Here is a 21517-nt window from a genome sequence, read left to right as displayed (position 1 = left end):
AAGAGTAAATAACAACCTTCATTTCCACCATAGTGACGGCTATGGTGGTTTTTTATTTTTCTTTTTAATGAATTCCCAAATCTAAAAATTACTACAGATATTCTTAACTTCAAAGAACCTTTAAAAATTTCTTTTCAAAGACTAATTAAAATCGTTTTTAAAATCAATTTACTATTATCGGGAAAATAGATAATTTTTTCTACTATATTAATAGAAAAACTCATTAATTTTACCGTTTCCTAAAAAGTAAAACCAATTAACAATTGTTATTAAACAAAATGAATAAAATAAGTTTATACCAATCGTCATTTACATTTAATAAAAACTAGACCAATTAAAAATACTGCCTGATTTTTTCAGGCAGTATTTTTATCGAATTGCTGCTTTTCCATGTTCCCCTGTACGAATTCGAATGACTTCTTCAATCGGGGAAACAAAAATTTTACCTGTGCCACATTCATCCGATTGACAAATATCAAATATCTAAAATCAAATCGATGACTCCATTGACATCTTCATCGGCTAAAATAAAACTAACAGATACTTTAGGGAGTAAGGTCGTGATGACCTCCTGGCCTCGCACGTAGCTCTTTTGTCCTTTTTGTAAACCACAACCTAATACTTGGCTGACGGTCATTCCGTTGACAGTCACCGTTTGATCAATGGCAAATTTTATTTCTTCTAACTTTTCTTGTCTAATGATCGCTTCTACTTTTTTCATCTGGCTGCTCCTTTACGAATCCATTCCCATGAAGGTCGGATAAGCATTTTCATCGTGTTCGATTTGATCTAAGCCCAATGCTTCTTCTTGTTGTGAGACACGAATTGGCATAAACAATCGTATCAACGAAATAATCAAGTAACTGGCTATTCCGGCAAATAATAAAGTAAAGACTACACTTTCAATCTGTGCGATAAACAATGGTGTACCACCATAAAGCAGTCCGGTTTTTCCACCAACCGATGGATCTGCAAAAATTCCGGTTGCAAGTCCACCAAAGATCCCGCCAACACCATGACAGCCAAACGCATCTAGCGCATCATCAAATCCAAGCTTTTGTTTGATGACAGCAATAAAATAATAGCAAAACGGACTGACTAAAGCACCGATCAAAGCGCTGGAACCAATCGAAACAAATCCTGCTCCTGGCGTGATCGCTACTAAACCAACTACTGCTCCTGTACAAGCACCGACAACTGTTGGTTTGCCATTCAATATTTTTTCGATCAACATCCAAGAAAGCATCGCACAAGCAGCGGCAGTATTGGTGGTAATCATTGAATGGATCGCTAAACCGTCAGCCGCTAATGCGGAACCACCATTAAAACCAAACCAGCCAAACCATAAAAGTCCGGTTCCTAAAACAACAAAAGGAACATTATGCGGACGATAATCCCCTAAATGATATTCCCGTCTACGACCTAAAACTACTGCTAACACTAAACCTGAGATTCCGGAACTTATGTGGACAACATTTCCGCCAGCAAAATCAATCGAGCCGATTTTATCTAAGAAACCACCGCCCCAAACCATGTGTGCCATAGGAAAGTACACCACAACCAACCAAATAGCGATAAATAAGAAAATTGCTGAAAAGCGCATTCTTCCTGCAACAGAGCCAGTCAAGATCGCCGTCGTGATCAATGCAAACATCATTTGGAAGAAAGCAAACAACCCTTCAGGGATACCATCGCCTTTTGTCATAGAGACATGATTAAAAAATAATTTATCTAAATTACCAATAAAATCACCGCCACCGCTGAAGGATAAAGAATAGCCGACAGCTACCCAAATCAAAGATGCCAGTCCTGTCGTACAAATGACCATCATCATAGTGTTCAAGATATTTTTGCGTCGTTCTAAACCGCCATAGAAAAAGGCTAATGCCGGTGTCATTAGAAAAACAAAGCCTGAACAAATCAATATAAATGCAATATTAGCTGCCATCGAATCACTCCATTCTAATTATGTTAAGTATTCTAACATCTTAAATTAAAATTAAAAGAGTTTTTTTCAATTACATTCATTTAATTCTCATTTCATTACTTTTCGTGTTAGAAAACTTTACTCAAAAAGAGCAGGAGTAATCTCCTGCTCTTAAAATTGATGGTATTCTTTATAAACATCTTGCTTTTTTAGATTATGGCGTTTCGCTACAGTCTTCATTGCTTCTTTAGAAGACTGTCCTTCAGAAATCAAAGATTCGACTTGTTCTTTCAATGTACCTTCAAAGATAATCTCTTCTTCAGCTGGTTCGGTGGTACCAGATACAAGTAAACAACACTCACCTTTTAATTGATGATCTACCAAGTATTCTAATACTTCTTCCACACTTCCCCGTAGGTATTCTTCATAAAGTTTTGTCAACTCACGACAGATCACGACTTCGCGATTGCCGCAAACATCTAAAATATTTTTTAACGTTTCTTTGACCCGATGGGGAGATTCATAAAAAACAAGGGTCGCTGTTTGTTTTTTTAATTCTTCTAGTTCTTTCTTTTGAGAACTTTTTTTCCTTTGTAAAAAACCATAAAAATAGAATGGTTGTGGTAAGAGTCCAGAAGCAATCAACGCAGTCATTCCAGCTGTTGCTCCAGGAAGGGCTACAACTGGGATATCTTCCTCAATACAAGCGACAACCAGTTCATGTCCCGGATCACTGATAGATGGCATACCAGCATCACTTACTTGTGCGATTGATTTGCCCGCTTTTAAAAAGGCAAGTAATTCTGGGATTCGCTCATTGTAATTATGTTCATGCAAACTTTTTTGTGGAACTTTCACTTCAAAGTGATTCAATAACTTTTGAGTATTCCGTGTATCTTCACTAGCAATCAAATCAACGGTTTGCAATGTTTTAACACCACGGAAGGTCATGTCTTCTAAGTTACCGATCGGGGTCGGAACTAAATACAGCGTTCCTTGTTCTTGTGCAAAACTTTTTTGGATTCTCACACACATTCTCCTCACTCATTCAAACTACTATTTCTTTTTCTCCTAAACAAAAGAAAAGTGGGCGTGACAAAAGCAACGTCATGCCCACTTTCAGAAACGATCATTCAAGATCATTCTGTTTTATTTATGTGTACTTTCGCGATAAATGACATCTAAACAGAAAGCACAAGGTTCATCTTGTTCTCGTCTCGATCCATAAAGTAAGTTGCAGACATGAAACCCATCTTCATAGATTTTCTCTAAATTCAAACGTGATTCAGATAATTCCTGACGCTCATCTTGGACAGGTGTTTTCTTTTCATCAATTTCACGGATACGCTCGCGCAAACGCTCATTTTCCATCTCTAAAGTGGTATTTTTTTCTACAATCTCCAATAGTGTTTCTTTCATTGAAGCGAGATCATCAAGATTCTTGTGCATATCTTGTTCTAATTGATTCAATCCATCGTAAAGTGACCGTCGATCCATCATGATACACCACCTGCTTCAACAAGTTCTTGAAAATCAAAATCGACAGTTGCATCCCGGCCGAATAAACGAACTTTGACAACTTTACTTAACAGATTCAAGCCGACGACTTTTCCGCGCCCTTCTGGTGTATCGATTTCTTTACCATAATCCGGCATCGCTTTTTTAGCCGCAGCATATTCACTATTTTCATATTTCAAACAACACATCAGGCGACCACACAACCCAGAAATCTTTGTAGGATTCAGAGATAAGCCTTGATCTTTCGCCATCTTGATCGAAACAGGAATAAAGTCTCCCAAGAAAGTCGAGCAACAGAGCGGACGACCACATGGTCCAAGCCCTCCTAAGATCTTCGCCTCATCCCGAACACCGATTTGACGTAATTCGATCCGTGTACGGAAGATACTTGCTAAGTCTTTGACCAATTCACGAAAATCGATCCGACCGTCTGCTGTAAAGAAGAAAATCATTTTACTGCGATCAAACGTATATTCCACTTGGATCAATTTCATCTCTAATTCGTGGATTCGAATTTTTTCTTTTGCTATTTTAAAAGCTGCTTCAGCATCAGCTTCATTTTTGGCTAATTTTTTTAATTCCTTGTCTGATGCTTTATGTAAGATCATCTTCAAGTCATCTGACAAATCTTTTTTTGCTATTTCTATTTTTGGAATTGCCACTGTCGCGATCTGGTGCGCTTGTTGTGACTCAACCAAGACTTTATCATTATAAAAATATTCATCTTTCCCCGGAGCATAATAATAGACATGTCCCGCGTCGCGAAAACGAACACCTACAACTTCAACCATGACTGTTCCCTACTCTCTTAAATAACGTGTTTAAAACACGATTCGCAACGTTATCTGTTCTGCAATATTTTGAAATGAAACATTCGCTTCTAATTTCTGACTGGCCAATAAAACTTCTTCCAACAAATAATTGTATTTATCTAAGGCTGCTGGATCTTGTTTTATCACTTGGTTTCGTTTTTCTTTGACATAATACGCCAGCATCTCAAATGCAAGTTGCTGTTGTTGTTTGTCTCGAAGCGTCTTGACCAATTTTTTTTGAACATAGATAAACGCTTGTGAATCATTTTTCTCGAGATAATTAAACCATTGAATAACAGCATCTCTAGCTTCATTAAACCATTCATCTTTTGAGATTTCAACAGCTTTTCCATAACTATTTGTTAAATTCGCTAATAGACTCGCTGTTTTGGTCGGAATTTGTTCTGCTTCCAAACGGGCTTGTAACCGTTGAGTCGATAATCCTTGGAAATGGATGATCTGACAGCGGGAACGAATCGTTGGTAAAATTTTACCCAATGACTGTGTTTCTAGGATAATCATGAAGTTTGCAGGGGGTTCTTCCAAAAATTTCAATAAACTATTGGCTGAATTAGTATTCATTTTTTCTGCTTGATGGATGATCACGACTTTCTTGGCCGACTCAAATCCACTCTTCGTCAATTCACTTTGCAGCGCCCGAATTTGATCGACTTTGATCGACTGGCCATCAGGTTCGATCTCGACTACATCGGGATGTTCTCTGCTATTGATTCGTAGACAATTATTACATTTTTCGCAAGGCATATTGTCTTGAAGGTCCAGACAAAATAGATGCTTCGTGAACCATAGCGCAAGCGCTGCTTTTCCAGTTCCTTGATCGCCCTCAAAAAGATAAGCATGGGCTAACCGCCCATGCTCAAAACTATTTTGTAATTGACGAAAAACGATTGGCTGAATAGTTTCTAGTTTTTCTGTCTCTTCCATATTAATACTGATGGAATCCTTCGACAGGAAGAACAAAAACAGTTGCTCCGCCGACTTCGACTTCGACTGGGTATGGTATTTGGCCATCTAACGAGATATCTAACGTTACTGGTGTCGTCACGTATTGAGTACGTGCTTGACAGGTTTCTTTGATCAACGCTAATGTATCTTCCACGCGTTCATCTTCGATCCCAATGATAAATGTGCTATTCCCAGCTTTTAAGAACCCACCGGTAGAAGAAAGTTTAGTTGCTCGAATATTGGCATCGATAAATTCATTTGCTAAACGATTTGAATCTTTGTCTTGAACAATTGCTAAAATAAGTTTCATAATCTACACCTCTCGTAATTGAAAATAGTCTGGGTAACGTGTTACTAATTCATAAAAACATTCTTTTACGACTTCGTCTAAACGTTTCCGAGCATCAATTTTTATGATCCGATCTGGGTTTGCTTCTGCTATTTTTAAGTATGCATGTCGGACCCTCTGATGAAATTGTAACCCTTCTGAGTCCAAACGGTCAATTTGATTGGTCCGATTCTTCATAATTCGTTGTAATCCGGTATCTGAATCCACATCTAAATACAAAGTAATGTTAGGTGTCGTGCCTTCCGTTGCAAACTTATTGATCGCTGCGACTTCATCCATACCGATTCCTCTAGCCGCGCCTTGATAGGCTAATGAACTGTCTACAAAGCGGTCACACAAAACAATTTCATCGGCTTCGAGTGCCGGCCAAACTTTTTCTACTAAGTGCTGGCGACGAGCAGCCGCATAAAGTAAGGCCTCTGTTCGTTCATCCATGCGGTCATTGATTGGGTCAAGAATCACGTGGCGAATTTTTTCGGCGATTGGAATTCCTCCAGGCTCTCTTGTTTTGACGATCGTCCGTTTCGCTGTTAACTGTAATCTTGGATAAAGTTCATTCAGCACACTCGTTTTGCCTGCGCCATCTGGACCTTCAATCGTAATAAATAATCCGTTCACTTTCTTGTCCTCCAACTTTTTAATCTTGTCTATGTTTCAAAAAAACACCGCGAAAAATTAAAGTTCACGGCGTCCTTCTACAGCTTTCAATAAAGTAATCTCATCAGCATACTCGATATCGCTGCCCACGGATAACCCATGCGCAAGACGTGTCACTTTGATGCCGGCTGGTTTGATCAAGCGAGAAAGATACATTGCAGTCGCTTCGCCTTCTGTCGTCGCATTCGTCGCAATGATCACTTCTTTGATTTCATCATCGTGAAGACGTTTGATCAGCGGTGCGATATTGATATCTTCCGGTCCAGTCCCTTCCATCGGCGACAATACACCGTGAAGAACATGATAAAGTCCATGATATTCACGGACTTTTTCCATCGACATCACATCTTTAGGTTCTTCGACAACTAAAATCGTGCTACGATCTCTCGTTGTATCTGAACAAATTTCGCAAGGATCTTCTTCTGTGATATTGCCGCAAATACTGCAAAAATGCAGATCGCGTTTGACACTGATCAACGAACGTGCAAACTCATTGACGGATTCGTCCTTCATATCGATCGTGAAAAATGCCAAACGTGTGGCCGTCTTTTGGCCGATCCCAGGTAATTTCATATAACTTTCGATCAGTTTTGCAATTGGTTCTGGATATTGCATCTTGTTCTTCCTCTCTGATTAACGTCACTTACATTCCAGGAAGGCCTTTTGTGTATTTACCCATGGTTTGTTCAGTTTCCTTCGTGATTTTAGTGATCGCATCATTGACTGCTAAAACAATCATATCTTGCAACATATCTGGATCTTCTGGATCAATCAATTCAGGATTGATCGCCATTGTTTTCATTGTTTTATCGCCAGTAAAAGTAACCGTCACAAGATCATTCGTTGAGCTCCCGTTGAATTCTTTAGCATTCAATTCATCTTGTGCTTTCACCATTTCTTTTTGCATTTTTTGCATTTGTTTCATCATACCTTGCATGTTTCCCATTCCGCGCATCATATTATTTATTCGCTCCTTTTAATCTTCTTTGATTGTGACTAAATCACCAAACAAACTTTTCGCTTGTTCGACGACTTCATTGGTTTCTGCTGGCAATAGATCTACTTGCCCATCGTCTGAATCCGTTTCTTCTAATGCGACTGGTCGCTCATGATTTTGACTAAGAAAAGCTTGGCGTAAACGCGGCCATGTTTCTCTAGTGATAAAGACAAATTCAGGGACATAATCCTTGATCATCATACTCAAACTATTCTGCATATTCAAGCGTAACTCATCATTTGAGTCTGCTCGTTGACAAACAATCTCATAGTCAAAGGCAACCAATAATAAATCAGGGCCTGCCGCTACCGGTTCACTGGCTTTTAACATTGCCCGTTGCGTTACTGGCAAAGCCATCAATAAATCTTCCCAAACATTTTTTACATTCAGCAAATGCTCTTTAGTTGCCTCACCTAATACTTGATATACCCGTTCAGTCGGTACACGATAGGCACTGGTATTTTTCTTTGGAGCAACTTTTCGTTCTTCCTTTTCACCAGCAGGTTGTACTTTTAGTTGTTTCATCTCATTTTGTAATTGCTGAACTTGTTTTTTTAGTGCCAGTAGTTCGGCTGAATCAGCTGGTTGTGCCGCAGAATTTTCAGAGCTCTGTGGTTTCACCGAACTGATAGTCGCTGTTTGCGGTGTCGCCAATTTTACAGTCGCTACTTCTAGATAAACATTGGCGTGGTTTGTAAAACGAATCTCATTTTGCGTCTCACTCAAAATTTTGATCATTAAATACAAACGTTCTGAGGCAGTTGCTTGAGCCAGTTGCTTGAAATTATCTGTTAAATACGCAGCTCGATTTTCTAATAATTTAGGCGCTTGTTGATACATCAATAAGTCGCGGCAATATAATAATAAATCCTCGGTCAAGCGGCGTGCTTCTTTGCCTTCCGCTAAGATATTTTCTAAAACTTCTAAAGCTCCGCTGACATCTTGTTGTAGACAGGCTCCGATAAAGCTGTCCATCATTTCTGTCGTCAAACTGCCAGTGACTGCTAACGCATCTTCCAAAGTAATCGTCTCATTACTGAAAGAAATGGCTTGGTCTAAAATACTCAAAGCATCCCGCATACCGCCTTCTGCTGCACGAGCAATCACAGATAACGCTTGCTCTTCGTAAGGCTGATTACTTTCTTCTAAAATATATTTCATCCGGCCAATAATTGCTTGAACATTGATACGTTTAAAATCAAACCGCTGCGTCCGCGAAATGATCGTTGCTGGGATTTTATGTGGTTCAGTTGTCGCTAAAACGAAAATCACATGTTCTTTTGGCTCTTCCAAAGTTTTTAGCAACGCATTGAAGGCTCCTGTCGAAAGCATATGGACTTCATCGATAATATACACTTTATATTCAGCCGTTGTTGGTGCGTAGTTCGCTCGATCACGGATAAAACGAATTTCTTCGACACCGTTATTACTAGCCGCATCGATTTCGATAACGTCTTCTTGTCGTCCTTCAGTGATTGAGCGACACATTTCGCATTCATTACATGGCTCGCCATCAACACTGTTTGGGCAATTGATCGCTTTGGCAAAGATTTTTGCCGCACTTGTCTTCCCAGTTCCGCGGGGACCAGTAAACAAATAAGCATGGGAAGTTTTCTGTTGTTGGATCGCATTTTTCAACGTTTTTGTAATTGCTTCTTGTCCAACTAAGTCATCAAAACGTTGAGATCGCCAAACGCGGTAAAGTGCTTGATAAGCCATAATTTTCCTCTTCTCTTTCGAAATCACTGCTTTTCATTATACGTGATTTTGTCGAAAAAAACTATATAAACTGTCTGTTCGATTGAATTGTTTAATGAGTTTTAATTTGTTCGATTGCATCTTTTCGATTACCAAAATAGCCTATGGTATAATGAAAAAAACGTTTTTATGGAGGGATATTCATGGGACTATTCAAAGCAGCAACAAGCAGTGTCGGTGGTGGATTAGCTGATCAATGGCTCGAAGTCATCGAACCTGCCGATATGGGACAAACGACCGTCATGACAAAAGGAACTGCTGTACGTAAAGATGATAAACGAGGAAGCAATAAAAAAGGCACCGCCGATGTGATTACTGACGGTTCGGTCATTCACGTTTATCCGAATATGATGATGCTTCTAGTCGATGGTGGAAAAATCATCGATTATACCGCTGAAGAAGGTTATTATACTGTGCAAAATAATTCAGCCCCTTCGATGTTCAATGGTTCGTTAAAAGATGCCGTCGCAGAAACATTCAGCCGTTTCAAATTCGGCGGTGTGACTCCGCAAAAACAACAAGTCTTTTACATCAATCTCCAAGAAATCAAAGGTATCAAATTTGGGACAAGTACACCGTTGAATTATTTTGATAATTTTTATAATGCCGAATTGTTTTTACGTGCTCATGGAACCTATTCGATCAAAGTGACTGATCCGATTTTATTTTATGCCAATGCGATTCCTCGCAATATGGATCAAGTGGATATCAATGATATCAATGAACAGTACTTGCAAGAATTTTTAACGGGTCTGCAAGCCTCGATCAATCAAATGTCTGCCGATGGTCAACGAATTTCTTACGTGCCGTCAAAAAGTTTAGAATTAAGCAAATATTTAGCGACTGCCCTAGATGATAGCTGGAAAGAATTACGTGGCATGGAGATTGTTTCCGTTGCCGTGGCTAGCATTTCTTATACCGATGACTCAACTAAATTGATCAATATGCGGAATGAAGGTGCCATGCTGGGTGATCCTAGCGTACGTGAAGGCTATGTCCAAGGTTCGGTTGCTCGTGGCATGGAGGCCGCTGGAAAAAATGATGCTGGCGCCAGCACTGGATTTTTCGGTATGGGCATGGGCATGAATGCCGGCGGTGATTTCTTAAATCAAGCTTCCCAAAACAATAATCAACAAATGCAGCAAAATCAACAAGCTAAAACGCAAGCGCAAGGCGAACAATGGGCTTGTCCAAAATGCGGCACTGAAAATACCGGGAAATTCTGCAGTAATTGCGGCGAACCAAAACCAGCACCAGCTGCTGCAGCAAAGATCCAAATGAAATGTAGTGCATGTGGCGAAATTGTAGATCTAAGTAATGGCGTACCAAAATTCTGTCCACATTGCGGCAAACCGTTTCAAGGAGTGCCATTAGATTAAAAAAATAAGCTGAATTGAGGTGGTCTGCAAATGGCGGATGTTATTACACATCATTGTCACAACTGCGGCGGGCCGTTAACATTCAATCCTAGTGATCAAAAATTTCATTGTGACTATTGTTTGAGTATTTTTACCGTAGAAGATATCGAAAAATTTGAAGCAAAAGAAACAGCTACCACTGTAGAAGATACTACAGCAGAGGCTTCATCGTTCGAAACGACTGACGACAGTGAAATGGATTTATTTCTCTGCCCCAGTTGCGGTGCTCAAATCGTCACTGATCACACGACTGCCGCGACTTATTGTTACTTCTGTCATAATCCAGTAGTCCTATCTGGGCGCTTGACGGGCGAATTTTTGCCAAATAAAGTCTTACCGTTTAAAATCGATCGCGAAAAAGCAATTGCTGGTTTTTTAGCTTGGACCAAAAAAAAACGATTCGTTCCAAAGGATTTTTTCAATCAAGAACAAATCGAAAAAATGACCGGTGTCTATTTTCCATATTGGGTGATCGACGCGGAAACTAATGGAAATCTTACTGGTAGCGGAACTTCATTAAGGGTTTGGGTGATCGGTGACATCGAATATACGGAAACCAAAGTCTATCAAGTTTTTCGTAAAGGAACTGCTAAAATCAGACAATTGACTAAAAATGCGTTGACTAAAAATCTGCAACAAAAAATGGTCGAAGGCGTACAACCTTTTCCGATCGATCAAGCGGTTGATTTTCATACCGAATATCTATCTGGTTTCCAAGCCGAAAAACGTGATATCGAGATCATTGAATTAGCCGACCAGATCCAACATGAATTAGGCGAGTATACGGAAGACCTGTTGCGAGATACGGTCTCGGGCTATACAACATTTACTGCTAAAAATAAATCCGTTGCAATTGAAAAACAAGATAATCATTATATGTTGCTACCGGTTTGGCTTGTTACCTATCAAGCCGCAGATAAAAAGACCTATTATTATGCTATGAATGGACAGACAGGCAAAGTCAGCGGTGTCTTGCCTATCAGCAATAATCGATTAGGCTTATTCTCTACTGGTATATTTGCAGGTATTTTAGCTTTAGCTATGATCGTGGGGTATTTCCTATGAAAAAAATTTTTTTATTACTCAGTTTTTTAGTCTTGCTGCTTCCTTTAAAAGCTCATGCAGCAGCTGATACCGTCGATGACCAAGCAAACTTATTGACGCAAGAACAGCGCACAGAATTAGCCAATCAAGCAGCGACCCTTGATCAAAAAATCAAAGGCCAGATTTTTATCTTAACGACGAATACTAATACTGAAGAACCGCGCACCTTTGCAAACCAACAGCTAAAAGCGCGTGTTGGGAAAGATAATAATGGGGCTCTTTTACTGATCGATATGAATCAACGACAAGTTTACGTGTCTACATCGGGTAATATGATCGATTACTTAACGGACAAACGTGTCGATAAGATCTTAGATGCAGTGACTGCTGCGATGCAAAATGAAAATTATTATCAAGCCGGGGCAGATTATCTTTCAATGACGAAAGAATTTGTCGACGCTGGAGTCCCAAAAGGCTCTTATCGAATCGATGAAAAAACTGGCAAGATCACTTATTACAAAGCGATCACACCGATCGAATTTGCAATTGGTTTTGTTATTGCAGCTGCGGCGGCGATTGCATTCTTCGTTTCTGTCCGTTTGCGTTATCAATTGAAAAGAGGGACATATCGTTATCCCTATCGTCAAAATGCCCAGCTTGATTTAACAGAACGACAAGACCAATTAGTCAATTCATTTGTTACAACTCGTCGAATTCCACGGCCATCTAATAATAACGGCGGTGGTGGTGGCGGTGGAAGTACGACTAATTCTAGCGGCGGCGGAACTTTTGGCGGCGGCGGACGCGGATTTTAATTTCTTAATCAAAAATTTTTGACTGATCCCAGCGGAATTCCGAAACACTAGGAATCCACTGGGATTTGCTTGTATTCCCCCTTTTATTTTGCTAAACTTTTTTAGGTAATAAACTAAAGGAGCTTACCAATGTATAAAAAGAAAAGATTTCCCCTTGTTTTGGTTGCCTTGATCCTCTTTTTCCAAAGCTTCATCGGAATCACTGTACGAGCGGATGATGATTTTTCTGTCAATGCCAGTGCTGGCTATGCCATTGATGCTGATTCTGGAAAAGTTTTCTTCAATCAAGATGGCGATACCCCAAAAGGGATTGCTTCCATCACAAAGACTGTCACTGCTTACCTAGTTTTAGATGCCATAAAACAAAAGAAAATAACTTGGGATCAAGAAGTACCGATTTCAGAATATGCTGAATCATTGAGTACTGTTCCCGACTTATCTAATGTTACTTTAGTCAGCGGCCAAAAATATACAGTCAAAGATATTTTTGAAGCCATGATCGTTCAGTCAGCAAACGCTTGTGCCGTAGCACTCGCTGAACTTGTTGCCGGAAGTGAGCATACTTTCGTCGATCAAATGCGTGAACAATTGAAAAAATGGGACATCACTGACGCAACGGTCATCAATTCATCTGGATTGAGTAACGTCTACTTAGGCGATAATCGCTATCCTGGCACTCAGGAAAACGATGAAAATATGATGTCTGCCAAAGATGTCGCAATCGTTGCCCAACATCTGATCAACGATTTTCCAGAAATTTTAGAAACATCAAAAATTCAAGAAAAAACTTTTGCTCCTAATACGACACATCCCAGCGAGATGAAAAACTGGAATGTCATGCTTTTTGAAGGTGATAATTACAAAGAAGGCGTAGATGGATTAAAAACTGGAACAACCGATCTAGCGGGTGCCTGCTTTGTCGGGACGATCGAAAAAGATGGCCGTCGCGTGATCACCGTCATTTTAAATGCCCTGAATCAAGCGAACGATACCAATGCTCGTTTTACTGAAACGAGTAAACTGATGGACTATTGCTTGAATAATTGGAGTCAACAAGAAGTGACTACTGCGGGACAAACACCCGCTGATAAAAAATCTTTAGCAGTCGCTGAAGGCAAACAAGATCGCGTAGCTTTGGCGATGGAAAAACCCGTAACACTTTGGGTCCGCAGCGATATGGACTCTACAGATTTGACGATCAAGTCAACAGTGGACAGTTCATTGTTAGATGATCAGAAAATTACTGCTCCTGTTCATAAAAATGAAAAAGTCGGTACCGTCAGCGTACAGCTTGCCCAAGATACTTTAGGCTATGTTCGTAAAAACGAAGGTGCTACGACAAACTTGATCACTAAAACAGCGGTTGAAAAGGCTAATGTTTTTGAGATTCTTTGGCAAAAGATCACCAATGCCTTTGCATAAATAAAAAACTTTCGACTTTATTAGAGTCGAAAGTTTTTTTTATGTTTTAAACGGGAAATACAGTTCGACTTCGCCTTGTGCAAATTCAGGTAAATAATGTTCTTGGATCGCTCCAGCAAGTTCCAATTTTTCTAAAGGAAAGATTTCTCCTAACATAAGATTCGTGGCTTCTTCGATCTTATCTCCATTTGCTTTGACCGTTAAGTAACTTTTGGCTGGGAGTTCCCAACACGTCCATCCTTCTGGTACAATCGCTTCTTTCGTAACTTGGACTCCCGCTAGGTAACGTCCTTCATTTTGCCATGGCTCTAGCCATTCTTTTCCATCACTCATCAATCCCCAAAGATGTAATACCTCTTGTTCTTGACCTGTCAACGATACTATCAACTCTTCAAAATGATCGTTGACTTGATCCCATAATGCTGGTACCCAAGAAGCTCCCTCCTCTGCTAGCCCGCGGCCTTCTTTTCCAATCACATAGATCGTGGGCAAGTCGATTCGATCAATCCCTTTAATCTTCATTCTCATTCCTCCCTGACTAAAAAAGCTTATTCTCTATTTTACCGAGCTTTCTGGTAAAAACCAATTAATCGTTCTTCACTGCGCATTTCCTCGTTTCTTTGATATACTGTCTACTGTAACAAATGGTTTCTTCTTGCTGATAGTTATAACCACTCAGCAGTCAGTTAAATCAAAGAAAATTTTTTATATTTATGGGATGAAGAAAGGCGTGATGATATGGACTTCCAGCGAGACTTCCTAGCATTAGGAATCTACTTGCTTGTTCTATTAGTTTTAATGATTCGTTTCAAACATAAGCGATTCAGTCTCTTTTTACGTTGGTCAGGAATTTTTCTACTTTTATATTTTTTAGGAATCGAGATTCAAGCAAAAACTTTTTATATTTTGATTCCAGTATTTTTCTTTTTATTGTTCTGCTATTTTTATTTCAAAGAAAAATGTCGGTTAAGAAACGGCTGGCTACTAAATCTATTTTTGATCAGCTTTATGATCTATGTTGGACTGATTAGTTTCACTTCTCAATCCATTATCGGAATGGCGATCTCAGTTGCCTTGCTAGTTTTATTTTTAATTGCTGCAGCATTTGGTGTCTACGCTGCCGTGATTTTTTTGATCGGCAATAGCTTTATCGTGTTGAAACGTGAATCACGACGTTTACCGAATCTATTGACACTGATCTTAGGGCTAGCGATCCTGGCACTGCTTATTTTGCGTATTGTAGGTACCCAACTTTTACCGAGCTGGTCATTAGTCTTATTAGCGATCCCAACGACGATTGCATTTTATTTTTTCATCGTCTTTTGGAATTTCTTATCAATCTCTGTTTTGTACCAATTCAATCAGCCAAAGTACGACCAAGACTTCATCGTTGTTTTAGGCGCGGGGCTGATTAATGGGGAAAAAGTTACCCCGCTATTAGCAAAACGGATTGATCGTGCAATCCAGTTTTATCACAAACAAAGCGCTGCAACCTTAACTCCGCCAAAACTTGTGATGTCTGGCGGACAAGGACCGGATGAAAAAGTTCCTGAGGCGCAAGCGATGCGTGAATATGCGATAGAACAAGGAATTCCTGAAGATGAGATCCTCATGGAAGCTCAATCAACCAATACGTTAGAAAATATGCGCTTTAGTAAAGAAATTATGGAACATGAAAAACCAACTGGTTATCATGCGATTTTTACTTCTAATAATTACCATATTTTTAGAGCCGGTATGTATGCCGAAGAAGTCGGCTTAAATATCGATGGCCTCGGGGCAAAGACTGCCAAATATTATTTACCGAATGCTTTTCTACGTGAATTCATTGCGATTGCTTTGATGCATAAAAAAGCTCACTTGATTATTTGCGGCTTGATCACGGTTGGTTCCATTGCTTTAGCTGCCATCAATTATTTCTTTGGCGGCTAATAAAAAAGCTGAGACAAAAGTATTTTTTACTTTCGTCTCAGCTTTTTTTATTATTCTGCTCGTAAAGCAATCGCTGCATCTTTTTTAGCAGCCATTTTAGCAGGAATGTGTCCGCCGATCATCGTCAAAACAGTTGAAACGATGATTAAAATAAGCCCATGTACTGGATTCAATTGAGCGACATCTTTAAGGTCAGTCATATTGTATAAAATTGCATTGATTGGGAATGTAGCCAAGTAAGCAATCAACACACCTAGTGTTCCTGATGCTACCCCTAGGATACATGTCTCGGCATCAAATACGCGGGTAATATCTTTTTTACGCGCACCTAAAGCTTTCAAGACCCCAATTTCTTTGGTCCGTTCAATCACAGATGTATAAGTGATGATCCCGATCATGATCATACTTGTTACTAATGAGATACCGGCAAAGGCTACTAATACATACGTGATCGCATCCATCAAGCCCCCAGTCAACTCAGTCATCGTACCGGCCAAGTCTGTATAAATAATCTTATCGGCTTTCTTTTTACCTTTATTATATTTATCTAAATAAGTTAAGATTTTTTCTTTGTCTTTATAATTATTCGGATAAATCATGATGCTGCTTGGCAAGCTATCGCCGCCTAAGTAAGCCATCGTACTTTCTTTAGTCGTTGCATCTAATTTTTCATTCGTCATGACATTAGTATCCGTCGCTTTTTGTGCATTGACGATTTCAGAATTTTGATTATCTTTCACGATTTTAGATGTTAATTCATTGCTGTAAGCAATCCCTGGTGCTAAAAGGTTCATCGTTGATGATTGTTTTACTCGTAAGATTCCCGAAATTTTCAATGTATCATTATTCGCATTGTCATACATTGCTTTGTAATCTGTGTTGGGGATAAAATTCCCTGTTGGTAGTTTGGCATAGTATTCATTATTATTGACCAACTTGAATTCGGTGCCTACGATTTTGTCAAAATCAATTTTTTCGCCATCTTTGACATCGAAGCCTAAATTTTTCAATGAATTGATATTAGTACTATTATTGGCATCAACGATCAAGACAACATCTGTTGCAGTAGTTGGATATGCTCCTGATAATAATTTGTAATTATCTTTTAAGAAGTTGCCTGAGTCTTTATCCAGCTGTGTTGGAAATGAAGAAACGCCCATCCCAGTCATGCTGGACATCGCACTCATCATTGATGGACTACTATCAGATGCTGTATTTGATAGTTGAACTGGTTTTACATCTCCATCGACATCGCGTAATAAATTCATCCCTACTACACGTGTATAACCGATATTATTACTTAATTTTGGATCGATATTATTGATGTAATCCACATAATCTTGATTGATGTTGTTCGTATGTTGTGCCCGATCTTCATCGCTGATTTTAGCAACGATATTATTCTCATTGCCTTTGTCAGAACCGCTGGATTTATCTGACCCTAAGGCTTGATCACGATTCGCCGTTTGATCAGTTGTTGTTTTTGAAATAGTGATCGGGTATTTCGACATCGTTTCTGCTTGAGTGCTATCGATTTGTTTTTGGAAACCGCTAGACAATGATAATACGATCCCGATACTGATGATCCCGATACTTGAAGCAAACGCGGTCAACAAGGTTCGACCCTTTTTGGTACGTAAGTTATTGAAGGAAAGTTTCAACGCCGTCATAAACTTCATTTTTGTCCGTTTTAATTGGAATTGTTCCCCTTTTTTCCCTTCGATATGCGGATGAGAATCATCCATGATCTGTCCATCAGAAAATTCAATGATGCGATCGGCATATTTTCTAGCCAATTCAGGATTATGCGTAACCATGATGACTAATTTTTCTTTTGACAATTCTTGAATCAGATTCATGATCTGAACACTGGTCTCTGTATCTAACGCTCCTGTCGGTTCGTCACAAAGCAAAATATCGGGATCGTTCGCTAAAGCACGTGCAATCGCAACTCGCTGCATCTGACCACCAGAAAGTTGGTTGGGCTTTTTGTGCATGTGATCGGCTAGACCTACACGACGTAAAGCATCTTCTGCTTTTTGTTTCTTTTCTTCTTTAGAGACACCGCTCAAAGTCATCCCTAACTCAACATTGTCGATGATCCCTAAATGACTGATCAAGTTATAACTTTGGAAAACAAAACCGATCGAATTATTTCGATACGCATCCCAATCAGCATCTTTGAATGTTTTAGTCGATTTGCCATCAATGATCATGTCGCCGGAATCATAATTGTCCAAGCCGCCGATCACATTCAACATCGTCGTCTTTCCAGAACCACTGGCTCCTAAAATCGCCACAAACTCTTGGCGTCTAAATGAGACTGATACGCCATCTAGCGCTTTGGTCGTTGTATCACCAACATGGTAATATTTTTTGATATCTTTTAACTCTAACATTCTGTCACCCTTTTCTTTAAGTTTACTTTGTAAAGATAGCATGGCATTATTAACTCAAAATGAACAAAAATTCATACTAGGTTCACAGTAATCTGTTATTATTATCTGGCAAAAAGGAGGACGTGGCAAATGAATCGAATACTTATTGTAGAAGATGACGAAAACTTATCATTACTTTATCAATCAGCCTTAAAAAATGAACGTTTTGAAGTCTTTCGTGCCGAAAATGGACTCGAAGCGTTAACGATTTTAGATCAACAATATATTGATTTGATTATCAGCGATATTATGATGCCCGATATGGACGGCTATGAATTAGCTCAAAGCCTACGCGAGGCAAATTATGAACTGCCGATTTTATTTATCACTGCTAAAGATTCTTTTGAAGACAAAAAACGCGGTTTCACCTTAGGGATCGATGACTATATGGTCAAACCAATCGATGTCAATGAAATGATTTTGCGTGTCGAAGCTTTATTGCGGCGAGCACAGATCGTTCACACGAAAGAGTTGATCGTCGGAAAAACCCAATTGAACCAAGAAACTTATCAGATCAAAAGAGAAATACAAGAAATGACTTTGCCGCAAAAAGAATTTTTACTGCTCTATAAACTGCTGGCTTATCCGAATAAAATTTTTACCCGACAACAATTGATGGATGAGATCTGGGGGCTAGACTCTGATACAGATGAGCGAACGATCGATGTCCATATCAAACGTTTGCGTACTCGTTTAGAAAAAAATCCTGATTTCACGATCGAGACGATCCGTGGTCTAGGCTATAAGGCGGTCATCTACGCATGAGAAAAAAATTCTTCTCCCAGCTATGGATTTATTTTGCCGGGATCACCTTTTTAATGATGGTCGTCGTCCTCAGCGTCTTTGTGGGACTGCTTTTTTTAGTGACACATTTTGAATTGCTGTCACCTGAACGCGAAGGTCACCTTTTTCCTTTATACTTTATTTTATTTTTAAGTCTCATTATCGGTGCGACTTTATCTTTCTTCGTTGGAAAACGAATCCTCCAACCGATCGGAAACCTGCGGCAAGCGATGAGTAAAGTCGCACAAGGCGATTTCACGATCCAGCTACAAGAAAACCAGTCACTAGAAGACGTTGACGAATTGTATCATGCCTTTAATGTGATGGTGACAGAATTAAATAGTATCGAAACGTTACGCAATGATTTCGTCTCTACGATTTCTCATGAATTCAAAACTCCAATAGCAACGATCAAAGGCTACGTTCAGTTACTACAAAATGAACAGTTATCACCTGAGGAACGACAAGTTTATTTAGAACGAATGTTAGATGGAACCCATCAGCTGACTTATCTGACAGATAATGTTTTAAAATTAAGCAAACTGGAAAATCAAGGAGTAGGATTAGATTTCCAAACATTTCGTTTAGATGAGCAAATCCGTGAAGTGATCCTTTTTTTGCAACCTAAATGGGAACAATTGAATCTAACCTTAGATTTAGATTTGCCGAGAACCATTTATAATGGCAATGAAGAATTTCTTTATCAAGTCTGGTTGAATCTAATGGACAATGCGATCAAATACAGCTATAAAAATGGAAACATCCATGTTCATCTCACGCAAAATGACCAAGGTGTCATCTTAGCGATCAGTGATGAAGGCATCGGGATGACGGATGAAGTCGCCAATCGTGTGTTTGATAAGTTTTATCAGAGTGATACGAGCCGTAAACGAAAAGGCAATGGCCTAGGTTTAGCCTTAGCAAAACAAATCGTAGAGCTACACCAAGGGACGATTGAAGTCAAGAGTTCTCCCGATCAAGGCAGTCAATTTAAATTGTTTTTACCAAACATCGCAAAAAATTCATAATTTTCTTGTCATTTTGGCCGATTAATTCATGATTAGTTAATATTTATACTGTAAGCTATGGGTAACTTAAAGAAAGGGTGACTCATATGATGGAGAAACAAAAAGTAACGAAGTCTGTATATTTTGTAGAAGAAACTCAGAATATCGAAGGCGCGTACGTTGAAGTAAATACACTTTTTGTTGCAGACAATCAAGAGCAAGCGACCGAAGTCTATGAAAAGCTCGTGAAGGAGGAAAGTAAAAAATCCTTTGGGCTTTTATTGAATGAATATACAATTAACGCGGAGGGCGGTTTTTTCCGTAACCTACTTGAATCATGGAAACACCTGCCCGCTGAATTTTATCGAAAAATGCAAGTATTGACTTATCGTCCAATTGCGGAGTATCAAAATTAACTTAGGACGAAGTTTTTTCGTCAAAAAAAGCGAGGCACTCAGCTAGAGTACTTCGCTTTTTTAAATCATCGATAATAAAAAGACAGCTGCTAAACCTGTAATGACAGAAATTGCCATTGAACGAGTTTTGTACGCCACTCCTGCGACTAAAAACATCGCAATGATCCGGACGTTATCAACGATATCTAATTGATTGTTGCTGATAAAGACATCTTTGAAAACCAATGCCGCAAACAATGAGATCGGTACGTATTTCATCCAATCACTGAACCATTGCGGAACTTGGCGTTGTGAGAAATACAATATCGGAAACAAACGTGGCAGATAAGATGCTCCGAATAAACATAGGATCAATAATAGTAATGAAGAATCACTCATGATGAACCTCCCCGCCAGTCAGATCATAATGATCTGGGCCATCATTATCAGTATCGACAGTTTTTCTGCTGCGTTCAACGAGATAACCAGCAGAAGAAGCTAGTAATGTCGCTAAAATCAAACCAAAAGTATTTTTAAATAGCAACATAAAGATAATCGCCAAGCCACCAGAGAATAAGCCTGTTACTAACAACAAACCATTATTCAATTGCATCATGAACATAAAAATAAACATTGCCGTCAACGCAAAATGAACCAATTCAGTATCCACATGGATGACTGAACCAAATAAAGTTCCGACAATCGTACTTCCCGTCCAAGAAAGCATCGAAAACCAATTGACGTATAATGCCTTTTTACGATTCCACTCAGGATCAGTAGAGTATTTCAAATAATTTACTGCATAATTTTCATCATTCATCGACTGCGAAAACAGTGCAATAAATGAACGTTTTTCATTTTTGAAAAATTGTGACAAACTAGAGCCTAACAATGCATAGCGCAGCTCCAAGAAAAAAACCATTAAGATTGTGGACACAAATGATGCATGAACACTTATCATCGAGACTACTAAAAATTGGGCGCCTCCAGAGAAAACAAGCATCGACAGTAAAGCCGTTAATAAAATGTTAAATCCCGCTTTTTGCAGCAGCATGCCACAAGCCAAGCCGACCGGAATATAACTTAAACACAGCGGCATGGCCGCATATAACGCCTCTAACCATGGTGTCCTTTTTTTTACAGGCATGGTATGTTCTCAATTCCCTTCACGTTCACAGGATAAAAAGCATTTTCATTCTAACACATTCTGGACAAAAAGATACAACTCCTCAAATAACTTTTTTTTAGCCAAAAAAATCCTTTATTATTCGTAAATAAA

22 protein-coding genes and 1 pseudogene are annotated in these 21517 nt (G+C 39.2%); 8 read left to right on the top strand and 15 right to left on the bottom strand.

The window, feature by feature from the left end; translation table 11 throughout:
- Positions 1-369: 369 nt before the first annotated feature.
- The 11 genes and pseudogenes from ACQKTA_RS10815 to dnaX all read right to left on the bottom strand — a co-directional run bounded on the left by ACQKTA_RS10815 (position 370) and on the right by dnaX (position 8945).
- Positions 370-721 (bottom strand): annotated as a pseudogene (locus tag ACQKTA_RS10815) (P-II family nitrogen regulator).
- 12 nt (positions 722-733) lie between these two features.
- Entirely contained in the window at positions 734-1948 is a 1215-nt protein-coding gene (locus ACQKTA_RS10810; protein WP_427813737.1) for an ammonium transporter, read from the bottom strand.
- Between the two features lie 150 nt (positions 1949-2098).
- Positions 2099-2962 (bottom strand): 16S rRNA (cytidine(1402)-2'-O)-methyltransferase, encoded by an 864-nt coding sequence (gene rsmI / locus ACQKTA_RS10805; protein ID WP_427813736.1) that lies wholly within the window; start codon positions 2960-2962, stop codon positions 2099-2101.
- A 114-nt stretch (positions 2963-3076) separates the two neighbouring features.
- On the bottom strand, positions 3077-3424 hold the full coding sequence (locus tag ACQKTA_RS10800; protein WP_332580072.1) for a DNA replication initiation control protein YabA: 348 nt from the start codon (positions 3422-3424) through the stop codon (positions 3077-3079).
- Entirely contained in the window at positions 3424-4236 is an 813-nt protein-coding gene (locus ACQKTA_RS10795; RefSeq protein ID WP_332580003.1) for a stage 0 sporulation family protein, read from the bottom strand. Before ACQKTA_RS10795 ends, ACQKTA_RS10800 begins: the two co-directional genes overlap by 1 nt.
- 30 nt (positions 4237-4266) lie before the next feature.
- Positions 4267-5202 carry a DNA polymerase III subunit delta' gene (holB, locus tag ACQKTA_RS10790; RefSeq protein ID WP_427813735.1) on the bottom strand — a complete coding sequence of 312 codons (936 nt, stop codon included), beginning with the start codon at positions 5200-5202 and terminating at the stop codon, positions 4267-4269.
- 1 nt (position 5203) lies between these two features.
- Positions 5204-5533 carry a cyclic-di-AMP receptor gene (locus ACQKTA_RS10785; RefSeq protein ID WP_427813734.1) on the bottom strand — a complete coding sequence of 110 codons (330 nt, stop codon included), beginning with the start codon at positions 5531-5533 and terminating at the stop codon, positions 5204-5206.
- Between the two features lie 3 nt (positions 5534-5536).
- On the bottom strand, positions 5537-6190 hold the full coding sequence (gene tmk, locus ACQKTA_RS10780) for a dTMP kinase (RefSeq protein ID WP_427813733.1): 654 nt from the start codon (positions 6188-6190) through the stop codon (positions 5537-5539).
- Between the two features lie 57 nt (positions 6191-6247).
- Positions 6248-6844 (bottom strand): recombination mediator RecR, encoded by a 597-nt coding sequence (gene recR / locus ACQKTA_RS10775; RefSeq protein WP_332579999.1) that lies wholly within the window; start codon positions 6842-6844, stop codon positions 6248-6250.
- 28 nt (positions 6845-6872) lie between these two features.
- Positions 6873-7187, bottom strand: a complete 315-nt coding sequence (locus tag ACQKTA_RS10770; RefSeq protein WP_332579998.1) for a YbaB/EbfC family nucleoid-associated protein — start codon at positions 7185-7187, stop codon at positions 6873-6875.
- Between the two features lie 18 nt (positions 7188-7205).
- Positions 7206-8945, bottom strand: coding sequence for a DNA polymerase III subunit gamma/tau (gene dnaX / locus ACQKTA_RS10765; RefSeq protein ID WP_427813732.1), 1740 nt, complete (start codon positions 8943-8945; stop codon positions 7206-7208).
- Between the two features lie 182 nt (positions 8946-9127).
- Between dnaX and ACQKTA_RS10760 the strand changes: the two genes are divergently transcribed.
- From ACQKTA_RS10760 to ACQKTA_RS10745, 4 genes are all read left to right on the top strand, one after another.
- Positions 9128-10363 carry an SPFH domain-containing protein gene (locus tag ACQKTA_RS10760; RefSeq protein ID WP_407856552.1) on the top strand — a complete coding sequence of 412 codons (1236 nt, stop codon included), beginning with the start codon at positions 9128-9130 and terminating at the stop codon, positions 10361-10363.
- Between the two features lie 30 nt (positions 10364-10393).
- Positions 10394-11467, top strand: a complete 1074-nt coding sequence (locus ACQKTA_RS10755; RefSeq protein ID WP_427813731.1) for a TFIIB-type zinc ribbon-containing protein — start codon at positions 10394-10396, stop codon at positions 11465-11467.
- On the top strand, positions 11464-12261 hold the full coding sequence (locus ACQKTA_RS10750) for a TPM domain-containing protein (protein WP_427813730.1): 798 nt from the start codon (positions 11464-11466) through the stop codon (positions 12259-12261). The genes ACQKTA_RS10755 and ACQKTA_RS10750 overlap by 4 nt, the downstream gene beginning before the upstream one ends.
- A 129-nt stretch (positions 12262-12390) precedes the next feature.
- Positions 12391-13683 (top strand): serine hydrolase, encoded by a 1293-nt coding sequence (locus ACQKTA_RS10745; RefSeq protein WP_332653824.1) that lies wholly within the window; start codon positions 12391-12393, stop codon positions 13681-13683.
- 39 nt (positions 13684-13722) lie between these two features.
- On the opposite strand, the gene ACQKTA_RS10740 is transcribed toward ACQKTA_RS10745, so the two are convergent.
- On the bottom strand, positions 13723-14205 hold the full coding sequence (locus ACQKTA_RS10740; RefSeq protein WP_427813729.1) for a GyrI-like domain-containing protein: 483 nt from the start codon (positions 14203-14205) through the stop codon (positions 13723-13725).
- Between the two features lie 216 nt (positions 14206-14421).
- Here ACQKTA_RS10740 and ACQKTA_RS10735 point away from each other — a divergent pair, with 216 nt between their 5' ends.
- Positions 14422-15615, top strand: coding sequence for a YdcF family protein (locus ACQKTA_RS10735; RefSeq protein ID WP_427813728.1), 1194 nt, complete (start codon positions 14422-14424; stop codon positions 15613-15615).
- A gap of 50 nt (positions 15616-15665) precedes the next feature.
- On the opposite strand, the gene ACQKTA_RS10730 is transcribed toward ACQKTA_RS10735, so the two are convergent.
- Positions 15666-18014, bottom strand: coding sequence for an ABC transporter ATP-binding protein/permease (locus ACQKTA_RS10730; RefSeq protein ID WP_332579990.1), 2349 nt, complete (start codon positions 18012-18014; stop codon positions 15666-15668).
- 129 nt (positions 18015-18143) lie between these two features.
- Between ACQKTA_RS10730 and ACQKTA_RS10725 the strand changes: the two genes are divergently transcribed.
- From ACQKTA_RS10725 to ACQKTA_RS10715, 3 genes are all read left to right on the top strand, one after another.
- Complete coding sequence (locus ACQKTA_RS10725) at positions 18144-18818, top strand: response regulator transcription factor (RefSeq protein ID WP_407854913.1); 675 nt, start codon at positions 18144-18146, stop codon at positions 18816-18818.
- Positions 18815-19864: a sensor histidine kinase gene (locus tag ACQKTA_RS10720; RefSeq protein WP_427813727.1), complete on the top strand. Its 1050-nt coding sequence runs from the start codon at positions 18815-18817 to the stop codon at positions 19862-19864. Before ACQKTA_RS10725 ends, ACQKTA_RS10720 begins: the two co-directional genes overlap by 4 nt.
- Positions 19865-19950: 86 nt before the next feature.
- Positions 19951-20259 (top strand): hypothetical protein, encoded by a 309-nt coding sequence (locus ACQKTA_RS10715; protein WP_332579987.1) that lies wholly within the window; start codon positions 19951-19953, stop codon positions 20257-20259.
- Positions 20260-20319: 60 nt separating this feature from the next.
- Here ACQKTA_RS10715 and ACQKTA_RS10710 read toward each other — a convergent pair whose 3' ends face one another.
- Together ACQKTA_RS10710 and ACQKTA_RS10705 are read right to left on the bottom strand one after the other, a co-directional pair.
- Positions 20320-20637 (bottom strand): AzlD domain-containing protein, encoded by a 318-nt coding sequence (locus tag ACQKTA_RS10710; protein WP_427813726.1) that lies wholly within the window; start codon positions 20635-20637, stop codon positions 20320-20322.
- On the bottom strand, positions 20630-21385 hold the full coding sequence (locus tag ACQKTA_RS10705; RefSeq protein WP_427813725.1) for an AzlC family ABC transporter permease: 756 nt from the start codon (positions 21383-21385) through the stop codon (positions 20630-20632). Before ACQKTA_RS10705 ends, ACQKTA_RS10710 begins: the two co-directional genes overlap by 8 nt.
- Positions 21386-21517 lie beyond the last annotated feature (132 nt).

The organism is Enterococcus sp. 22-H-5-01, assembly GCF_050310005.1.
GTDB classification, from domain to species: Bacteria; Bacillota; Bacilli; order Lactobacillales; family Enterococcaceae; genus Enterococcus_A; species Enterococcus_A hailinensis.
This window is presented reverse-complemented; position numbering and strand designations above follow the sequence as displayed.

What these genes read in the sequence shown, in the direction of transcription:
- ACQKTA_RS10750 (WP_427813730.1), top strand. Translation starts at nt 11,464, where the DNA reads ATGAAAAAAATTTTTTTATTACTCAGTTTTTTAGTCTTGCTGCTTCCT.
- ACQKTA_RS10760 (WP_407856552.1), top strand. Translation starts at nt 9,128, where the DNA reads ATGGGACTATTCAAAGCAGCAACAAGCAGTGTCGGTGGTGGATTAGCT.
- ACQKTA_RS10735 (WP_427813728.1), top strand. Translation starts at nt 14,422, where the DNA reads ATGGACTTCCAGCGAGACTTCCTAGCATTAGGAATCTACTTGCTTGTT.
- ACQKTA_RS10730 (WP_332579990.1), bottom strand. Translation starts at nt 18,014, where the DNA reads ATGTTAGAGTTAAAAGATATCAAAAAATATTACCATGTTGGTGATACA.
- recR (WP_332579999.1), bottom strand. Translation starts at nt 6,844, where the DNA reads ATGCAATATCCAGAACCAATTGCAAAACTGATCGAAAGTTATATGAAA.
- ACQKTA_RS10810 (WP_427813737.1), bottom strand. Translation starts at nt 1,948, where the DNA reads ATGGCAGCTAATATTGCATTTATATTGATTTGTTCAGGCTTTGTTTTT.
- holB (WP_427813735.1), bottom strand. Translation starts at nt 5,202, where the DNA reads ATGGAAGAGACAGAAAAACTAGAAACTATTCAGCCAATCGTTTTTCGT.
- ACQKTA_RS10800 (WP_332580072.1), bottom strand. Translation starts at nt 3,424, where the DNA reads ATGGATCGACGGTCACTTTACGATGGATTGAATCAATTAGAACAAGAT.
- ACQKTA_RS10795 (WP_332580003.1), bottom strand. Translation starts at nt 4,236, where the DNA reads ATGGTTGAAGTTGTAGGTGTTCGTTTTCGCGACGCGGGACATGTCTAT.
- ACQKTA_RS10755 (WP_427813731.1), top strand. Translation starts at nt 10,394, where the DNA reads ATGGCGGATGTTATTACACATCATTGTCACAACTGCGGCGGGCCGTTA.
- ACQKTA_RS10740 (WP_427813729.1), bottom strand. Translation starts at nt 14,205, where the DNA reads ATGAAGATTAAAGGGATTGATCGAATCGACTTGCCCACGATCTATGTG.
- ACQKTA_RS10710 (WP_427813726.1), bottom strand. Translation starts at nt 20,637, where the DNA reads ATGAGTGATTCTTCATTACTATTATTGATCCTATGTTTATTCGGAGCA.
- ACQKTA_RS10715 (WP_332579987.1), top strand. Translation starts at nt 19,951, where the DNA reads ATGATGGAGAAACAAAAAGTAACGAAGTCTGTATATTTTGTAGAAGAA.
- rsmI (WP_427813736.1), bottom strand. Translation starts at nt 2,962, where the DNA reads ATGTGTGTGAGAATCCAAAAAAGTTTTGCACAAGAACAAGGAACGCTG.
- ACQKTA_RS10770 (WP_332579998.1), bottom strand. Translation starts at nt 7,187, where the DNA reads ATGATGCGCGGAATGGGAAACATGCAAGGTATGATGAAACAAATGCAA.
- ACQKTA_RS10720 (WP_427813727.1), top strand. Translation starts at nt 18,815, where the DNA reads ATGAGAAAAAAATTCTTCTCCCAGCTATGGATTTATTTTGCCGGGATC.
- ACQKTA_RS10745 (WP_332653824.1), top strand. Translation starts at nt 12,391, where the DNA reads ATGTATAAAAAGAAAAGATTTCCCCTTGTTTTGGTTGCCTTGATCCTC.
- ACQKTA_RS10705 (WP_427813725.1), bottom strand. Translation starts at nt 21,385, where the DNA reads ATGCCTGTAAAAAAAAGGACACCATGGTTAGAGGCGTTATATGCGGCC.
- ACQKTA_RS10785 (WP_427813734.1), bottom strand. Translation starts at nt 5,533, where the DNA reads ATGAAACTTATTTTAGCAATTGTTCAAGACAAAGATTCAAATCGTTTA.
- dnaX (WP_427813732.1), bottom strand. Translation starts at nt 8,945, where the DNA reads ATGGCTTATCAAGCACTTTACCGCGTTTGGCGATCTCAACGTTTTGAT.
- ACQKTA_RS10725 (WP_407854913.1), top strand. Translation starts at nt 18,144, where the DNA reads ATGAATCGAATACTTATTGTAGAAGATGACGAAAACTTATCATTACTT.